The following is an 18,673-nucleotide window of genomic DNA, read 5'->3' on the forward strand; positions in this document are numbered from 1 at the left end:
GCCTTTCTCATGCATCGAGGCGTGGAAAGCCCGTCGTAATTAACGGAATGTATACTATTACGGGAGGTGTACAGTTTGGCTAACGCAAATATCATCCAAGAGAAACAAGAGGCAGTTGCCGTAATCGCGGCAAAAATTGCTAATAGCTCTAGCACAGTAGTAGCTGACTATCGTGGATTGAACGTTGCTCAAGTAACTGAACTTCGGAAACAACTTCGTGAAGCAGGAATTGAATTCCAAGTTCTTAAAAACTCGCTCGTTCGTCGCGCAACTGAAGGTACGGATTATGTAGAATTGAACAACATTCTTACAGGTCCTACAGCAATTGCATTCGGTAAAGAAGACGCTGTTGCTCCAGCTAAAATTTTGAACGATTTCGCTAAGAAAAACGATGCTTTGAAACTTAAAGGCGGCGTTGTTGAAGGTAAAGTCGTATCTCAAGAAGAAATTAAAGCTCTTGCGGAACTTCCGTCCCGCGACGGTTTGCTCTCTATGCTCCTCAGCGTATTGCAAGCTCCAGTGCGCAACTTCGCGCTTGCAGTTAAAGCAGTCGGCGAGAAACAAGAAGCACAAGCTTAATTTTTTTCAAGAGTCCCTTATAGTAATGAACCGACGCAAGTCGGCTGTAGGATAAACCAAAAAAAATAAACCATATTCCCGGAGGTATAATCATGTCTAAAGAACAAATCTTAGAAGCGATTAAAGTTATGAACGTTCTTGAACTGAACGATCTTGTTAAAGCAATTGAAGAAGAATTCGGCGTAACTGCAGCAGCTCCAGTAGCAGCAGCAGGTGCTGGCGCAGCTGTAGAAGCTGAGCAAACTGAATTTGACGTTATCCTTAACGGCGCTGGCGCTTCAAAAATCAACGTAATCAAAGTGGTTCGCGAAATCACAGGTCTTGGCCTGAAAGAAGCGAAAGACTTGGTTGATAGCGCTCCTAAAGCAGTTAAAGAGAAAGTTGCTAAAGAAGAAGCAGAAGCTGTTGCAGCTAAGCTTACTGAAGCTGGCGCTTCCGTAGAAGTTAAGTAGTATTTCTTTCAATAAAATAAGCTGATCATGCGATTGAATGATGAATCGGCCGGCGAGCCCCTTGAAACGTCAGGTTTCAAGGGGTTCGTTGTATGTTGAAGGATAAGAATGTGCAAGTTTTGGCTTGTACATTCTTATCCTTCAACGAGAATCGAGTATTTTTTCGCTGAAGCAAGGCAATATCAATATACTCGATGCAATATGGAATAGCGGGGAGTGATGAATAATGTCGAATCACTATTACTCACAGAGCCCAGATGTTAAGCATAATCGTCAAGTTCATGAAGCAATACTCCGAGGCTTTTCTTTGAAGTTTATGACGGATGCCGGCGTATTCTCGAAATCAGGAGTTGATTACGGGAGTCAGGTGTTGATCGATGCTTTGGAGCTGAATGCAAATGCAAACATTCTTGATGTTGGCTGTGGTTATGGTCCTATTGGATTAACATCAGCAAAACTCGCTGAGCATGGGCAAGTAACGATGATTGATATAAATGAAAGAGCGGTAGAGCTTTCGCGTGAGAACGCAAAGCTTAACCAAATATCTAATGTTACCGTTTTGCAAAGTGATCTATTTGAAGCAGTTAAGCAAATGAAGTTCGATGTCATCGTTACTAATCCGCCGATCAGGGCTGGGAAGTCAGTCGTTCATCGGATTTTTGAAGAAGGTTATGAATTGCTCGAACAAGGCGGCAGCATGTGGGTTGTCATACAGAAGAAGCAAGGGGCACCTTCGGCGAAAGCTAAATTAGAGTCATTATTTGCAGATGTAGAGGAAGTAACGAAGGATAAAGGCTACCGTATTTTCCGAGCTGTAAAAGCTTAGAAAATTAGAGAAAAATATGTTTTGAAAATATGTTTGAAAACTGAATAATATTTATTGACTTGACATTTGCGATATGGTAAGATTATAAAATGTCAGCATTAAATTGGGCTCGATCTCTTTAGTTAACTAAAATGTCAAGTGTAAATTTAAAGCGCGGAATGCATAAGTTTTACACATTTGACGTATAATGTTTACGTTTTGGGCAAAATTATTTGATATGAGACTGTCACGGCCGCGCTGTGATTAGTTAACTGCCGGAACATGCTCTTTTTTCGAACCATTCGATAAGGGCTTTTCTTTATTTGACTATATAGGCGGCTGGTTCGTCTATAGTGACGCAGTGATTATCGATGCTGTGATACAGACATGAGGGGTGAGGTTAAGTTGGCAGGACAACTTGTTCAGTATGGTCGGCGCGCGCGCAGAAGCTACGCCAGGATCAACGAGGTGCTGGAAGTCCCGAACCTGATTGAAATCCAACAAAAATCGTATGAGAAGTTTTTGGACAGCGACCTAATTGAGTTGTTCCAAGATATTTCTCCGATTTCGGACTTTACGGGCAATCTATCGCTTGAGTTTATCGACTATAGCTTGGGCGAACCGAAATATTCGGTCGATGAATCAAAAGAGCGCGATGTGACGTATGCAGCTCCTTTACGCGTTAAGGTGCGACTTTTCAATAAGGAAACTGGCGAAGTAAAGGAACAAGAAGTTTTCATGGGTGATTTCCCGCTTATGACAGAGACGGGCACGTTTATTATTAACGGAGCCGAACGTGTCATAGTCAGCCAATTGGTTCGATCCCCGAGTGTGTACTTCAGCACGAAGGTCGATAAGAACGGGAAGAAAAACTACACAGCTACTGTTATTCCTAACCGTGGCGCTTGGCTAGAGCTTGAAACGGATGCTAAAGATATCATCTACGTTCGTATTGACCGGACCCGGAAAATACCGGTAACGGTACTTTTGCGTTCGCTTGGATTCGGTACTGACGCTGAGATTCTTGAACTGCTAGGCCATGATGAGTACATTCGCAACACGCTAGACAAAGATAACACGGATTCTACTGAAAAAGCGCTTATTGAAATTTATGAGCGTCTTCGTCCAGGCGAGCCTCCGACTTTGGATAATGCGAAGAGCTTGCTAGTTGCTCGTTTCTTTGATCCAAAACGTTATGACTTGGCCAATGTAGGCCGTTACAAAATAAACAAAAAACTTCACATCAAGAACCGTTTGTTTAATCAACGTCTTGCGGAAAATCTAATTGATCCTGCGACTGGCGAAATTATTGCTGAGTCCGGACAAATGATTGACCGCCGCTTGCTTGATGAAATTCTCGAGAAGCTTGAGAAGGATGTTGGTTTCAAAACGTATCATGTAGCTAATGGCGTTCTTGATGCTGATAGTATTCCACTACAAACGATCAGCGTATTCTCACCATATGACGAAAGCAAAGTAATTAAAGTTATTGCGAATGGCATTATTGACAAATCCGTCAAGCATATCACGCCTGCGGACATCATTTCTTCCATTAACTACTTTATCAACTTGCTTCATGGCGTAGGCAGCACGGATGATATCGATCATCTGGGTAACCGTCGTCTGCGTTCTGTTGGCGAGCTGCTTCAAAACCAATTCCGTATCGGTCTGTCTCGTATGGAGCGCGTTGTGCGTGAGAGAATGTCCATTCAAGACGCGAATGCAATTACGCCGCAAGCGCTAATTAACATTCGTCCGGTTATTGCATCTATAAAAGAGTTCTTCGGCTCCTCGCAGCTGTCCCAGTTTATGGACCAAACGAATCCGCTTGCTGAATTGACGCATAAGCGTCGTTTGTCAGCACTTGGACCCGGTGGTTTGACTCGGGAACGCGCGGGCTTTGAAGTTCGTGACGTCCATCACTCCCACTATGGGCGGATGTGTCCGATCGAGACGCCAGAGGGACCGAATATCGGTTTGATCAACTCCTTGTCTTCCTTCGCTCGTATTAACGAATATGGATTCATTGAAGCACCATATCGTTGGGTAGATCCGAAGACTGGAATTGTTACAGAACAAATCGCTTACCTGACTGCTGACGAGGAAGATAACTACGTAATCGCGCAAGCGAATGCGAAGCTGACTCCAGACGACAAGTTTGCAGAAGAGAATACGATCGTTCGTTACAATAAACAAGCCGACAACATTTTGACTATGCCTAGTGATCGCGTTGATTACATGGATGTATCGCCTAAACAGGTAGTATCTGTTGCGACAGCGTTAATTCCTTTCTTGGAAAACGATGACTCCAACCGTGCCCTCATGGGATCCAACATGCAACGTCAAGCGGTACCGCTTCTTATCCCTAGATCACCACTTGTTGGTACAGGTATGGAGCACAAGGCAGCGAAAGACTCAGGCGTTTGTATCGTAGCGAAGCATGACGGTATAATCGAACGTTCTTCCGCTAATGAAATCTGGCTTCGTCGCGTCGAGCAAATCGATGGCAAGCCGGTTACTGGTGACTTGGTAAAACATAAACTACACAAGTTTATGCGCTCTAACCAAGGAACGTGCATCAATCAACGCCCGCTTGTACGTAAAGGCGACGTTATTAAAAAAGGTGATATCCTTGCGGATGGTCCTTCCACTGAAAAAGGCGAATTGGCTCTTGGACGCAACGTCGTTGTTGCATTCATGACGTGGGAAGGCTACAACTATGAGGATGCGATCCTGTTAAGTGAAAAGCTAGTGAAAGAGGATGTTTATACATCCATTCACATCGAGGAATACGAGTCTGAGGCTCGTGATACGAAGCTTGGACCTGAAGAAATTACACGCGACATTCCGAATGTCGGTGAAGAAGCTCTTCGCAACCTGGATGAGCGCGGAATCATTCGTGTCGGAGCTGAAATCGGCGCTGGCGATATCCTAGTTGGTAAAGTAACGCCTAAGGGTGTAACTGAACTGACTGCGGAAGAAAGATTGCTGCACGCTATCTTTGGTGAGAAGGCTCGTGAAGTACGTGATACATCGCTACGCGTGCCGCATGGTACAGACGGTATCGTTGTTGACGTTAAAGTATTTACGCGGGAGAATGGCGACGAATTGCCACCAGGCGTTAACCAGCTTGTTCGTGCTTATATTGCTCAAAAACGGAAAATTTCCGAAGGCGACAAAATGGCTGGACGTCATGGTAACAAAGGGGTAATCGCTCGTATCATGCCTGAAGAAGATATGCCTTTCCTACCGGATGGCACACCTGTAGAAGTTGTTCTTAACCCGCTCGGCGTACCGTCGCGGATGAACATCGGTCAGGCGCTTGAAGTTCACTTGGGTATGGCTTGTAAGCATCTCGGCATCCACGCTGCTACGCCAGTATTTGACGGCGCGCGCGAGAATGACGTTTTCGATACGATGGAAGAAGCAGGCATGCAGCGTAACGGTAAAACCGTACTGTATGACGGACGGACAGGCGAGAATTTCGAACGTGAAGTTACGGTTGGGGTCATGTACATGATCAAACTGGCGCACATGGTCGACGATAAAATCCATGCCCGTTCCACTGGTCCTTACTCACTCGTTACACAACAGCCGCTCGGTGGTAAAGCACAGTTCGGTGGACAACGTTTCGGGGAAATGGAGGTATGGGCGCTTGAGGCATATGGCGCTGCGTACACGCTTCAAGAAATATTGACTGTTAAATCCGATGACGTGGTTGGTCGTGTTAAAACGTACGAATCCATCGTTAAAGGCGAAAACGTACCAGAGCCAGGTGTTCCGGAATCGTTCAAAGTTTTGATCAAAGAGCTTCAAAGTTTGGGTATGGACGTTAAAATTCTATCCGAGAATGAAGAAGAGATCGAAATGAAGGAAATGGATGATGAAGACGAGGCAACAGGCGATAAGCTTAACCTCAATATAGAAGGTGCCGAAGTCGGCGCTGCTGAATAAACTAGTTGCTAGATTCCGTCAAATGGTCACGCGCCTATGACGGAATCTAGCTGATTAGATAGACATTGTCATACATGACGGAGGAGGGTTGCTCCTTGTTGGACGTGAACAACTTCGAGTATATGAAGATAGGTCTGGCTTCGCCGGATAAAATTCGCTCGTGGTCCCGCGGAGAAGTTAAAAAACCGGAGACGATCAACTATAGGACCTTAAAACCGGAGAAGGAAGGACTCTTCTGCGAGAAAATTTTTGGACCTACAAAAGACTGGGAATGTCATTGCGGTAAATACAAACGTGTACGCTATAAAGGTGTCGTTTGTGATCGCTGTGGCGTTGAAGTAACTCGCGCTAAAGTTCGCCGCGAACGTATGGGTCACATCGAGCTAGCAGCTCCAGTTTCTCATATTTGGTACTTCAAAGGGATTCCAAGCCGTATGGGCCTTGCACTTGATATGTCGCCTCGTTCGCTTGAGGAGATCATTTATTTTGCATCCTATGTCGTAACGGATCCAGGTGATACCCCACTTGAGAAGAAACAACTTCTATCGGAGAAAGAATATCGCAGCTATCGTGAGAAATACGGGTATGGATTCCATGCTGGTATGGGTGCCGAAGCTGTTAAAAAACTTTTGCAAGATATCGACGTTGACAAAGAATTGGAGCAATTGAAAGAAGAACTGCGTACTGCTCAAGGACAACGACGCAATCGTGCGATCAAACGTCTTGAAGTGGTAGAAGCATTCCGCAATTCCGGCAACGAACCGGAATGGATGATTCTAGACGTGCTTCCTGTCATCCCTCCTGAGCTTCGTCCGATGGTACAGCTTGATGGCGGTCGTTTTGCGACTTCTGACCTCAATGATTTGTATCGTCGTGTTATTAACCGTAACAACCGTCTGAAGCGTTTGCTTGATCTGGGCGCTCCTGATATTATCGTGCAAAATGAAAAACGGATGCTGCAAGAAGCGGTTGACGCATTGATCGATAACGGTCGTCGCGGTCGCCCTGTTACAGGTCCGGGTAACCGTCCGCTTAAATCCCTCAGCCATATGCTGAAAGGTAAGCAAGGACGTTTCCGTCAGAACTTGCTCGGTAAACGGGTTGACTACTCTGGTCGTTCGGTTATCGTAGTAGGTCCAAACCTCAAAATGTTCCAGTGCGGTCTTCCTAAGGAAATGGCACTAGAATTGTTCAAGCCTTTCGTTATGAAAGAGCTTGTTAATAAAGGCCTAGCACACAACATTAAGAGTGCGAAGCGCAAGGTTGAACGCGTAAGCCCTGAGGTATGGGATGTTCTTGAGGAAGTAATCAAGGAGCACCCAGTATTGCTTAACCGTGCCCCGACACTTCACAGACTAGGTATTCAAGCATTTGAGCCTATCTTGGTTGAAGGTCGCGCAATTAAGCTTCACCCGCTCGTATGTACAGCTTACAACGCTGACTTCGACGGTGACCAAATGGCCGTTCACGTCCCGTTGTCTGCTGAAGCACAAGCGGAAGCGCGTTTGCTAATGCTTGCATCAGGCAATATCCTTAACCCGAAAGACGGCAAACCGGTCGTTACTCCTTCACAGGATATGGTACTAGGAAGCTTCTACTTGACGATGGATAACAAAGAGGCTAAAGGCAGTGGTTCCGTATTTGGTACCATTAACGAAGCGATCTCTGCTTACCAACGTGGTATTGTTTCCTTGCACGCCAGAATTTTCATTCCGGTTCGTGTGCTTAAAAAAGTTAACTTCACCGAGCAGCAGCAAAACTCGTTACTCGTTACGACAGTTGGTAAAGTCATCTTCAACGAAATTTTCCCTGAAGATTTCCCTTATATCAACGAAGCAACGAAAACGAACCTATTGCACGGTACACCAGATAAATATTTCGTTTACGAAAAAGGCGCAGATCTTCCTAAATTCTTGGATGCAATCGAAACGCCTGGTGCGGTAGGTAAAGACTATCTTGCATTAGTTATTGCAGAATGTTTCCGCCAATACCACACTACGCTTACTGCGATGCTTCTTGACCGCATTAAGCAGCTTGGTTTCACTTACTCGACTAAGGCTGGTATTACGATCGGCGTCGCTGACGTTATCATTCCGAAAGAGAAAGACGAAATCATGAAGCGCTCCGATGAGAAGGTTGCTACCGTTATGAATCAATACCGTCGTGGTTTGATTACAAACGAGGAGCGCTATGACCGGATCATTACAATTTGGGGTAAATGTAAAGACGAAATCACCGAAGTTCTTATGAAATCGATGGATCGTTACAACAACATCATGCTCATGGTGGACTCCAAAGCACGGGGTAACAAATCTCAAATTACACAGCTTGGCGGTATGCGTGGTTTGATGGCCAATCCATCCGGTCGTATCATCGAGTTGCCAATTAAATCGAACTTCCGCGAGGGTCTTACAGTACTCGAGTACTTTATTTCTACTCACGGAGCGCGGAAAGGTCTTGCCGATACTGCCCTTCGTACTGCCGATTCCGGTTACTTGACTCGTCGACTTGTTGACGTTGCACAAGACGTAATTGTACGTGAAGAAGATTGCGGTACCGATAAAGGCTTCTCTGTAAGCAAAATTCAAGACGGTAAAGAGGTTATTGAAGATCTTTATGACCGTATTGAAGGCCGCTATGCGTTTGAAACGGTTCGTAATCCAAAAACAGGCGAGATTATTGTTAACCGCAGTGAGTTGATTGACTCGAACAAAGCGGATGCAATTATCGACGCTGGCGTTGAAAAACTGCAAATTCGTTCCGTACTAAGCTGCCGTGCTCGTCATGGCGTATGTAAGATCTGTTACGGACGTAACCTTGCAACTGGTAAACACGTTGAGATTGGGGAAGCAGTAGGTATTATCGCAGCTCAATCCATCGGTGAGCCAGGAACACAGCTCACAATGCGTACGTTCCATACGGGCGGCGTTGCGGGAGACGATATCACACAAGGTTTGCCGCGTATCCAAGAGTTGTTTGAGGCGCGTAATCCGAAAGGTCAAGCGATTATTTCTGAGCTTGACGGTGTGGTTAAAGAAATCCGTGAAGCGAAGGACCGTCGTGAAATCGAGGTTCAAGGTGAAGCGGAATCGAAAGTGTATGCTGTTACCTATGGTTCGCGTATCCGCGTAACGCAAGGTCAACAAATCGAAGCCGGCGATGAGCTGACTGACGGTTCAATTGACCCTAAAGATATGCTGCGTATCAAAGGTATCCGTGGCGTTCAAAACTACATTTTGCAAGAAGTACAGCGCGTTTACCGAAATCAAGGGGTAGAAATCAATGACAAGCACGTTGAGGTCATGATTAAACAAATGCTCCGTAAAATTCGTATTGTAGATGCAGGCGGCACAACGTTGCTTCCTGGTGCGTTCGTTGATATTCATGAATATGAAGCTCAAAACCGCACTGCGATTTTCGCAGATCTCGAACCAGCTGTTGCAAAACCAGTTTTGCTCGGTATTACGAAGGCATCGCTTGAGACAGATTCGTTCTTGTCAGCAGCTTCCTTCCAAGAAACAACTCGTGTATTGACTGATGCCGCTATTAAAGGCAAAGTTGACCAGTTGCTTGGACTCAAGGAAAATGTTATTATCGGTAAGTTGATTCCAGCAGGTACTGGAATGGCCCGTTATCGTAACATTCGTTTTGCTGGACTTGAAGATGAAACAACTACTGCAGTTGAAGGCGAACTAGAAACAGAAGCTGTAACAGTCGACTAGTCGGCTTGAACAGATCATGTTCTTAAAACCGGATACTAACTAATATCGAAGGAGCGTCACATCTTCCGTTTCCTTGGAAGCGGAAGATGACCGCTCTTTTATATGTTTACAGTATGAAATTCATTTACAAAAAGTTTACAAGTGATTATCCTAGAAGGTTCTTGACACAAGCACATAGTAGGTGATACTATATCGAAGTGTGCCTAATTGTGTGTTCGCTGAATGGAAGAATTGAAGGTGATTATCATGCAATTCAAAGTCGGCGCGAAGCAAACGACGAAGATGCTCGAGCAGCAAAGAGCCATTAAAGTCTATGTCGCACGAGATGCAGATCCGCAGATGAAAGAGAAGATTGTTCATCTATGTGAGCGGGCGGGAGTTCCAATGAAATGGATCGACACGATGGTAGAGCTTGGGGAAACCTGCGGCATCGATGTCGGGGCCGCGATGGCAGCACTCGTAACCGAAGAAGAATAACACAATAGCCGTTTTTGTTAGTTGATTATTTAGCGATGATTAGCTGGCGAGAACTTTTGTTTGTTCTTTTATGATCCGCCTGGATCTGTGGGCTTAATTTTAGGTAAAATGTCTACCATACATGCGTAAACGGCTATTGCCGGCTTTTGGTGGGAAGAGCCCGCTTACGCGAAAAAGAATATAAGTTGATTTATAAACAACTTCTTTATAAATGCTTATATTTTCAAAAGACATGAATATAGGGAAGGGGGTGGCAACATGCCAACTATTAACCAGCTAGTCCGTAAAGGACGCCAAGCGAAAGTCGTTAAATCGAAATCGCCGGCATTGCAAAAAGGTTTCAATGCATTGAAACGTGAAGCTACAAACATCAGCGCTCCTCAAAAACGCGGTGTGTGCACTCGTGTAGGTACAATGACTCCAAGGAAACCGAACTCCGCACTTCGTAAATATGCTCGTGTTCGTTTAACGAACCGCTTAGAAGTTACGGCTTACATTCCAGGTATCGGACACAACTTGCAAGAGCACAGCGTTGTTTTGATCCGTGGTGGTAAAGTAAAAGACTTAGCAGGAGTACGTTATCACATCGTTCGCGGTGCACTTGATACTGCAGGTGTAAACAACCGTATGCAAGCTCGTTCGAAATACGGTACGAAACGTCCGAAAGTTAAAAAATCATAATCATAACCTTAACAGGTTATTGAAATGCTAGAAATAGCAACTATTAGAAGAAAGGGGGACTTTCTCATGCCACGCAAAGGTCCTGTAACGAAACGCGATGTGCTTCCAGATCCGCTATATAATAGCAAACTGGTAACGCGCCTAATCAACCGCATTATGCTTGACGGTAAAAGAGGCGTTGCACAAACACTATTGTATGATGCTTTCAAACTGATTCAAGAACGCACGGGTAAAGATCCGATGGAAGTGTTCGAAGCTGCTTTGAAAAATATTATGCCTGTACTTGAGGTTAAAGCACGCCGTGTCGGCGGTGCAAACTATCAAGTGCCGATCGAAGTTAAACCAGAGCGCCGTACGGCACTTGGTCTCCGCTGGCTCGTGAACTACTCACGTAACCGCGGTGAGAAAACGATGGAAGAGCGTTTAGCTGCTGAAATCACAGATGCTTCCAATAACACTGGCGCAGCTGTTAAAAAGCGCGAAGATACTCACAAAATGGCTGAAGCGAACAAAGCGTTTGCTCACTACCGCTGGTAGAATTTTTACATTCGAGAGGAGACAATTTTATGTCAAGAGAGTTCTCCTTGAAAAATACGCGTAACATCGGGATTATGGCGCATATTGATGCCGGTAAAACCACAACTACTGAACGGATCTTGTTCTTCACGGGCCGTACTCACAAAATCGGAGAGGTGCACGAAGGTGCAGCTACGATGGACTGGATGGAACAAGAACAAGAGCGCGGTATTACAATTACGTCTGCCGCGACAACTGCTCAATGGCATGGACACCGCATTAATATTATCGACACCCCGGGACACGTTGACTTCACTGTTGAAGTTGAACGTTCCCTACGCGTATTGGACGGGGCCGTTGGGGTTTTCAGTGCAAAAGAAGGCGTTGAGCCACAGTCTGAAACCGTATGGCGTCAGGCTGACCGTTACAACGTACCTCGGATTGCTTACGTAAACAAAATGGATATCATTGGTGCAGATTACCTAAACGTAATCAAAGACATGCGTGAGCGTCTTGGTGCCAATGCCGTAGCAATTCAAATTCCAATCGGCGCGGAAAGCGACTTTAAAGGTATTATCGATATCGTTGAACGTGTAGCTTATATCTACAAAGACGATACTGGTAAAGACCCTGAAAAAGTTGAAGTTCCAGCTGAGTATGTAGAGCAAGTAGATGCACTACGTACGGAATTGATTGAGAAAGTAGCAGAATTGGATGAAGAATTAACGATGAAATATTTGGAAGGTGAAGAAATCACTATTCCAGAAATTAAAGCAGCACTCCGTAAAGGTGTTTGCGAAGTTAAAATCTTCCCAGTTGTAGCTGGCTCCTCATACCGTAACAAAGGTGTTCAGCCGATGTTGGATGCTGTTGTGGATTACCTACCTTCACCTCTTGATGTACCGGCTATCAAAGGTACTCTTGAAGACGGTGAAGAAGGAGAACGTCCATCTTCAGACACAGAGCCTTTCGCGGCTTTGGCATTCAAAATCATGACTGACCCTTATGTTGGTAGACTTACTTTCTTCCGTGTATATTCAGGAGTACTAAAATCCGGTTCGTATGTCCTTAACTCAACAAAAGGCAAACGTGAACGTATTGGACGTATTCTTCAAATGCACGCAAACAGCCGTCAAGAGATCACGGAAGTTTATTCCGGCGATATCGCTGCAGCTGTAGGTTTGAAAGATACGACTACTGGTGATACACTTTGTGATGAGAAGCACATCATCGTTCTTGAATCGATGAACTTCCCTGAGCCGGTTATCTCGGTTGCTATCGAACCAAAAACGAAAGCTGACCAAGACAAACTAGGTATCGCTATTTCCAAGCTTGCTGAAGAAGATCCTACTTTCCGTGCACATACGGATGAAGAAACAAACCAAACAATTATCTCTGGTATGGGTGAGCTTCACCTTGAGATCCTTGTTGACCGTATGTTCCGCGAATTCAAAGTTGAGACAAACGTTGGTAAACCACAAGTTGCTTACCGTGAAACGTTCCGTCAAGCTGCGAAGGTTGAAGGTAAGTTCGTTCGTCAGTCCGGTGGTAAAGGTCAATTCGGTCATTGTTGGGTTGAGTTTTCACCACTTGAGCCTGGTACAGGCTTCATATTCGAAAACAAAACAGTTGGTGGATCAATTCCTCGTGAATTTATCGCTCCAATCCAAGCTGGTATCGAAGAGTCAATGAAGAACGGTGTTGTAGCCGGCTTCCCGCTCGTTGATGTTAAAGCTGTTGTTGTTGACGGATCTTACCATGATGTTGACTCCTCGGAAATGGCGTTTAAAATTGCAGGTTCGATGGCGCTTAAAGCTGCCAAAGAAAAATGTAAGCCAGTTCTTCTTGAGCCAATCATGAAAGTTGAAGTTACTGTTCCAGAAGAGTACATGGGCGATGTTATGGGTATGCTTAACTCCCGTCGTGGTCGTATCGAAGGTATGGATACTCGTGCAGGTGCACAAATTATCCGCTCCAAGGTACCTCTCTCCGAGATGTTTGGTTATTCCACTACACTACGTTCCGGTACACAAGGACGCGGCGTATTCTCCATGGAGCTTTCTCATTATGAAGAAGTTCCAAAATCAATCTCTGATGAGATTATTGCTAAAAACAAAGGCGAGTAATCGTTTTTGGACTAGCGCTCAACAAATTGCTTTTGCCGTCATTTTGGTTTGCTTGCGAGCCAAATGTCGGCCACACATAAAAAATATGATGTTAAATTGAGGAGGCTCAAGTTCAATGGCTAAGGCAAAATTTGAACGTAACAAACCGCACGTTAATATCGGTACTATCGGTCACGTCGATCACGGTAAAACGACTTTGACTGCAGCTATCACAACTGTACTTTCCAAAAAATACGGCGGTGCAGCAATCGCATTCGACCAAATCGATAAAGCTCCAGAAGAGCGCGAGCGTGGTATCACGATCTCGACAGCTCACGTTGAGTATGAGACGCCTGCTCGTCACTACGCACACGTTGACTGCCCAGGTCACGCCGACTATGTAAAAAACATGATCACTGGTGCTGCTCAAATGGACGGAGCTATTCTTGTAGTTTCCGCTACTGACGGTCCTATGCCACAAACTCGTGAGCACATCTTGCTTTCGAAACAAGTAGGCGTACCTTACATCGTTGTATTCTTGAACAAATGCGACATGGTTGAAGACGAAGAGCTTCTTGAGCTAGTTGAAATGGAAGTTCGTGACCTTCTTTCTGAGTATGAGTTCCCAGGCGACGACACTCCAATCATCCGTGGTGCAGCTCGTGAAGCACTTGCTAACCCAGATGGTCCTTGGGCTGAAAAAATCATCGAGCTTTTCGAGCAAGTGGATACTTATATCCCTACTCCTGAGCGCGATACTGCTAAACCTTTCCTTATGCCTGTCGAGGACGTATTCACAATCACTGGCCGTGGTACTGTTGCTACAGGTCGTGTTGAGCGTGGCGTTATCAAAGTTGGCGACGAGATCGAAATTATCGGTCTTGCTGAAGAATCCCGTAAGTCCGTAGTAACAGGCGTTGAAATGTTCCGTAAATTGCTTGACTCCGCTCAAGCTGGTGACAACGTAGGTGCTTTGCTTCGTGGTGTAGACCGCAGCAACATCGAGCGTGGTCAAGTTTTGGCTAAACCGGGTTCGGTTAAACCACACACTAACTTCACTGCTCAAATCTACGTTCTAACTAAAGAAGAGGGTGGCCGTCACAAGCCTTTCTTCACTGGTTACCGTCCACAGTTCTACTTCCGTACAACTGACGTAACGGGTATCATCAACTTGCCAGAAGGTACTGAAATGGTTATGCCTGGCGACAACATCACTGTAACGGTTGAGCTTATCGCTCCAATCGCTGTTGAAGAGGGAACTCGTTTCTCTATTCGTGAAGGCGGCCGTACTGTAGGCGCTGGCGCTGTAGCTTCTATCCAAAAATAATTCATTGCGGCTTAGCCGCTATGAATAACAAAAGCCCTCACTTCGGTGAGGGCTTTTTATTTTTCTATGTAAAACGGTCAATAGGGCTTCTTACTTAATTTTACAAATAACTATTCATTGACTGTATGCCTTAAGCCCATTTAATATTAAGGAATAGTAGGTAGAGCTTGTCCTTCACTCATTAATTGTAGTCATTACGCACAGACATAGGCTTTAATGATAGAAAGCGATAATGCTTTGCTGTACATTTTTTTTGCAAACGGCTTCATTACAAGAGAATTTATATGATGAGAGGGGTTTGAAGAATGAACAGAAAATTTTTACTTAGCTTGGTATTAGCTTCAGTTATGGTAGTAACAGCAGCATGTGGTGCAAACTCAGGTAAAGCAGGTACAGAGAACGAAGGAAATAAATCGGGTTCAGGCAACAGTGAGAAACAGTATACGATCGCGATCTCACAAATTGTTGAGCACCCATCATTGGATGCAACGCGCGAAGGCTTTATTGCAGCACTAAAAGATGGTGGATTTGAAGAAGGCAAAAACCTTAAAATCGACTTCAATAATGCGCAAGGTGAGCAAGCGAATATTGCTACAATTGCACAAAAGATTAAATCAAGTAAAAGTGACCTTGCATTAGGAATTGCAACTCCTACTGCACAAAGCTTGGCTGATGAAGTCAAGGATATCCCTGTATTATTCGCAGCAGTTACAGATCCGATTGATGCAGGAATCGTTACACAATTGAAAGCTCCAGGAGGAAATGTTACTGGTGCTTCTGATACGAATCCAGATGCCATTAAACAAACGATGGATTTTATCGCAGCTCAATTTCCTAATGTAAAAAATGTGGGCCTTGTTATTAATGAAGGAGAACCAAATGCGGTTGTAATGGGCGATATTGCTGAAAAGGCACTTGCTGAACATGGCATTAAGCTCGTTAAAGCTTCAGTAGCGAACTCTTCAGATGTTAAACAAGCGGCAGAATCACTAGTTGGTCGTGTAGAAGCTATCTACATCACTTTGGATAATATGGTTGTAAGCGGCGTTGACGCTATTATTGAAGTGGCTAATAAAAATGATATTCCTTTCTTCTCTGCTGACCGTGATACGGTAGAAAAAGGTGCTTTTGCGGCAGTAGGCTTCAAATATTACGATCATGGTTATGAAGTTGGTCAAATGGCAGTTGAGATTTTGAAAAATGGTAAAAAACCAGCAGACATGGATGTTACAGTGCCACAGAAGCTTGACTTCATTTTCAACTTGAAAGCAGCAGCTGAGCAAGGCATTACCGTTACTGACGAGATGAAAGCATTCGTTAAAGATCAAGCAAACAATATTATCGAGTAAATTTAAATTCATTTGCTAAAAATAACAGGCTCATAAGTTCAAAAGGGGTGACCGGGCTACTCGTTCACCCCCTTGTTATGAAAAAGGAGGTATGTCATATGCTCGTATCAATGCAGGGAGCTTTAGAGAGTGGATTATTGTATGCGCTTATGGCACTTGGAGTATATATAACGTTTCGAATTCTTGATTTTCCGGATTTGACGGTAGATGGCAGCTTTACAACAGGCGCAGCTATCGGTACAGTTATGACGGTTAATGGAACAGCTCCATGGATTGCTGTATTATGCGCATTTGCAGGTGGGGCTATAGCGGGTACATGTACTGGCTTACTGCATACAAAGGGTAAAATAAACGGACTATTGTCAGGCATTATTATGATGATAGCACTGTATTCAATCAATTTAAGAATTCTGGGAAAACCAAACGTTTCCTTAAGGGGACAGGAAAATCTATTTAGTAATGTATCCACATTAGTTGTTATGATCATTTTTGTCGTTGTGGTTAAGTTGGTTCTTGATCTGTTTTTCCGTACGGATCTGGGATTGAGTCTTCGCGCAACTGGGGATAACTCTCGGATGATTCGCAGCTTTGGCGCAAATACAGATGTTACGACGATTTTTGGCGTGGCTTTGTCGAATTCACTAGTTGCGACCTCAGGTGCATTAGTCGCACATTACAATAAATATGCGGATAATAGCATGGGTATTGGTATGATCGTTATTGGTCTTGCATCCGTAATTATTGGTGAAGCGATATTCGGATCCCGCACAATCTTTAGAGCAACTTTGGCTGTTATACTTGGTTCGATTATTTATCGAATTATATATGCATTTGCACTACGTGTTGAATGGTTGGATGCTTCTGATATGAAGCTTATTACAGCAGTAATTATCATTTTTGCATTGATTATACCTACGATAAGAAGAACATGGAAGCAAAAGAATATAGCCAAAAGACGAACGGCAGAAATGCTGGCATCCTTGGATAATATTCAACCTGGAGGTGGACGCTAATGTTGGAGATCGCTAAAGTGTCCAAGCTGTTTAATCCTGGTACCGTTGATGAGAAGACAGCGCTCGTAGGTGCCAATCTGATTATGAAGCCAGGCGATTTTATTACGGTTATCGGTAGTAACGGAGCAGGCAAATCTACATTAATGAACATTATATCCGGTGTGATGAAGCCGGACGCGGGCGAAGTGCGAATTGACGGCAACAATATAAGTCATCTATCGGAATATGAGCGCAGCCGCTGGATTGGCCGAGTATTTCAGGATCCAATGGCAGGAACAGCGCCGCGTATGTCTATAGAAGAGAATTTGGCGATAGCGTATGCTCGTGGAAAGTCACGTGGTTTTTCCTTTGGCGTAACACGCGCAAAACGTGCCATTTTTAAGAAAGAGCTGCAGCGCCTCGGTATAGGTCTCGAAAATCGACTTGGCGCAAAGGTTGGTTTATTGTCAGGTGGAGAACGCCAAGCGTTAAGCCTATTGATGGCTACCTTTACAAGGCCGCAAATCTTATTGCTTGATGAACATACGGCAGCGCTTGATCCTTCTAGAGCAGAGCTCATTACGACTTTAACGGAAAACCTAGTTCGCGAGATGAATTTGACCACTCTTATGGTTACTCATAATATGGAGCAGGCCATACGTCTTGGCAATCGACTTATTATGATGGACAAAGGCCGGATTATACTTGATGTACCAGAAGAACGCAAAAAGGATCTTACCGTACAGCAACTACTAGGCGAGTTTGAGTTGATAAGCGGAAAGAAACTTGCGGATGATCGTATCGTACTTGGTTAGGGCGTTATAACTCTGAATATGAAGTGTTGGATGGAGAGTGTGCAGCTCTGTTAGAAAAGTCATAGCTGCCTGCACCTTCTAAACAAGTAGAATCAGAGCCTGCGGATACTTCACATCAACTCTGTTATTATAGAAGGAAAACACGCAGCGACATGTGGTCGCTGCGTGTTTTTTATGTAAATGTGAAGGTTGGCGTTATTTGGTGGTGTATTTTCATCCGGATGATGTATATAATCATATAGCGCCCATTAAGTCCGTTATTATAATGATAGTGTTCTAAATACTTGTAATAAGGGACATAATGGGCGAATGTAAGGATAGATTACAATGCATTATTGACGATCTTTCCGCAGTTGTATGACGGTAAAAAGAAAGAAGAAACTTTATGTTGCATTTGCCTATTAGATTCGGTATAATATTGACTGTTGGTCTGACGTTGCGATGATGTGAGAGGTTGCCGACACACCCGGCCCCTTTGCCATGGGGCATGTGCAGGGTTTTCTCACGGAGTATGTCCGATAATAAATTGGGCGAAAGAAGGAGGGACTTATATGGCAAAGCAAAAGATTCGTATCCGCTTGAAAGCATACGATCACAGGATTCTTGATCAATCCGCAGAGAAAATCGTTGAAACTGCAAAACGTTCCGGTGCAGGCGTATCCGGGCCGATTCCGTTGCCAACGGAAAAGCAAATCATCACCATTCTCCGTGCGGTACACAAGTACAAGGATTCTAGGGAGCAATTCGAACAACGCACTCATAAGCGTTTGATCGACATTGTAAACCCAACGCCGCAAACGGTTGATGCGTTGATGCGCCTGGATTTACCATCCGGTGTAGATATCGAAATCAAACTGTAATATCAGCATATGCGATTATAGAAAGGAAATGAGGTGTCA

At 44.5% G+C, this 18,673-nt stretch carries 14 protein-coding genes and 1 other annotated feature (1 of these 15 only partly in view); all 14 genes read left to right on the plus strand.

Translation table 11 applies throughout. The features are described 5' to 3' along the window. Positions 1-18, plus strand: a sequence feature (ribosomal protein L10 leader region); it begins 148 nt to the left of the window's first position. 57 nt (positions 19-75) lie between these two features. Continuing rightward, entirely contained in the window at positions 76-579 is a 504-nt protein-coding gene (rplJ, locus tag AB4Z45_RS28115) for a 50S ribosomal protein L10 (RefSeq protein WP_054025338.1), read from the plus strand. Positions 580-671: 92 nt separating this feature from the next. Then, positions 672-1,031 carry a 50S ribosomal protein L7/L12 gene (rplL, locus tag AB4Z45_RS28120; protein WP_076271439.1) on the plus strand — a complete coding sequence of 120 codons (360 nt, stop codon included), beginning with the start codon at positions 672-674 and terminating at the stop codon, positions 1,029-1,031. 226 nt (positions 1,032-1,257) lie between these two features. Continuing rightward, entirely contained in the window at positions 1,258-1,857 is a 600-nt protein-coding gene (locus AB4Z45_RS28125; RefSeq protein WP_339205294.1) for a class I SAM-dependent methyltransferase, read from the plus strand. 384 nt (positions 1,858-2,241) lie between these two features. Further along, entirely contained in the window at positions 2,242-5,790 is a 3,549-nt protein-coding gene (rpoB, locus tag AB4Z45_RS28130; RefSeq protein WP_076271437.1) for a DNA-directed RNA polymerase subunit beta, read from the plus strand. Between the two features lie 95 nt (positions 5,791-5,885). After that, on the plus strand, positions 5,886-9,512 hold the full coding sequence (rpoC, locus tag AB4Z45_RS28135; RefSeq protein ID WP_076271436.1) for a DNA-directed RNA polymerase subunit beta': 3,627 nt from the start codon (positions 5,886-5,888) through the stop codon (positions 9,510-9,512). A 246-nt stretch (positions 9,513-9,758) separates the two neighbouring features. Then, positions 9,759-9,989, plus strand: a complete 231-nt coding sequence (locus AB4Z45_RS28140) for a ribosomal L7Ae/L30e/S12e/Gadd45 family protein (RefSeq protein ID WP_441912732.1) — start codon at positions 9,759-9,761, stop codon at positions 9,987-9,989. 258 nt (positions 9,990-10,247) lie between these two features. After that, positions 10,248-10,670, plus strand: coding sequence for a 30S ribosomal protein S12 (rpsL, locus tag AB4Z45_RS28145; protein ID WP_054025332.1), 423 nt, complete (start codon positions 10,248-10,250; stop codon positions 10,668-10,670). Between the two features lie 66 nt (positions 10,671-10,736). After that, on the plus strand, positions 10,737-11,207 hold the full coding sequence (gene rpsG, locus AB4Z45_RS28150) for a 30S ribosomal protein S7 (RefSeq protein ID WP_028609662.1): 471 nt from the start codon (positions 10,737-10,739) through the stop codon (positions 11,205-11,207). Positions 11,208-11,236: 29 nt separating this feature from the next. Next, positions 11,237-13,312: an elongation factor G gene (gene fusA / locus AB4Z45_RS28155; protein ID WP_339205292.1), complete on the plus strand. Its 2,076-nt coding sequence runs from the start codon at positions 11,237-11,239 to the stop codon at positions 13,310-13,312. 115 nt (positions 13,313-13,427) lie between these two features. Further along, a complete protein-coding gene (tuf, locus tag AB4Z45_RS28160) occupies positions 13,428-14,618 on the plus strand; it encodes an elongation factor Tu (protein ID WP_076271433.1) in 1,191 nt (396 codons plus the stop codon). A 305-nt stretch (positions 14,619-14,923) separates the two neighbouring features. After that, complete coding sequence (locus AB4Z45_RS28165; protein ID WP_076271432.1) at positions 14,924-15,967, plus strand: ABC transporter substrate-binding protein; 1,044 nt, start codon at positions 14,924-14,926, stop codon at positions 15,965-15,967. A gap of 98 nt (positions 15,968-16,065) precedes the next feature. After that, a complete protein-coding gene (locus AB4Z45_RS28170; RefSeq protein WP_339205290.1) occupies positions 16,066-16,980 on the plus strand; it encodes an ABC transporter permease in 915 nt (304 codons plus the stop codon). Beyond that, positions 16,980-17,774: an ABC transporter ATP-binding protein gene (locus tag AB4Z45_RS28175; RefSeq protein ID WP_076271430.1), complete on the plus strand. Its 795-nt coding sequence runs from the start codon at positions 16,980-16,982 to the stop codon at positions 17,772-17,774. Before AB4Z45_RS28170 ends, AB4Z45_RS28175 begins: the two co-directional genes overlap by 1 nt. Before the next feature lie 551 nt (positions 17,775-18,325). Next, positions 18,326-18,634: a 30S ribosomal protein S10 gene (gene rpsJ, locus AB4Z45_RS28180; RefSeq protein WP_017692074.1), complete on the plus strand. Its 309-nt coding sequence runs from the start codon at positions 18,326-18,328 to the stop codon at positions 18,632-18,634. The last annotated feature ends 39 nt before the right edge of the window (positions 18,635-18,673 follow it).

This window comes from Paenibacillus sp. MCAF9 (assembly GCF_052114265.1).
Classification (GTDB): domain Bacteria; phylum Bacillota; class Bacilli; order Paenibacillales; family Paenibacillaceae; genus Pristimantibacillus.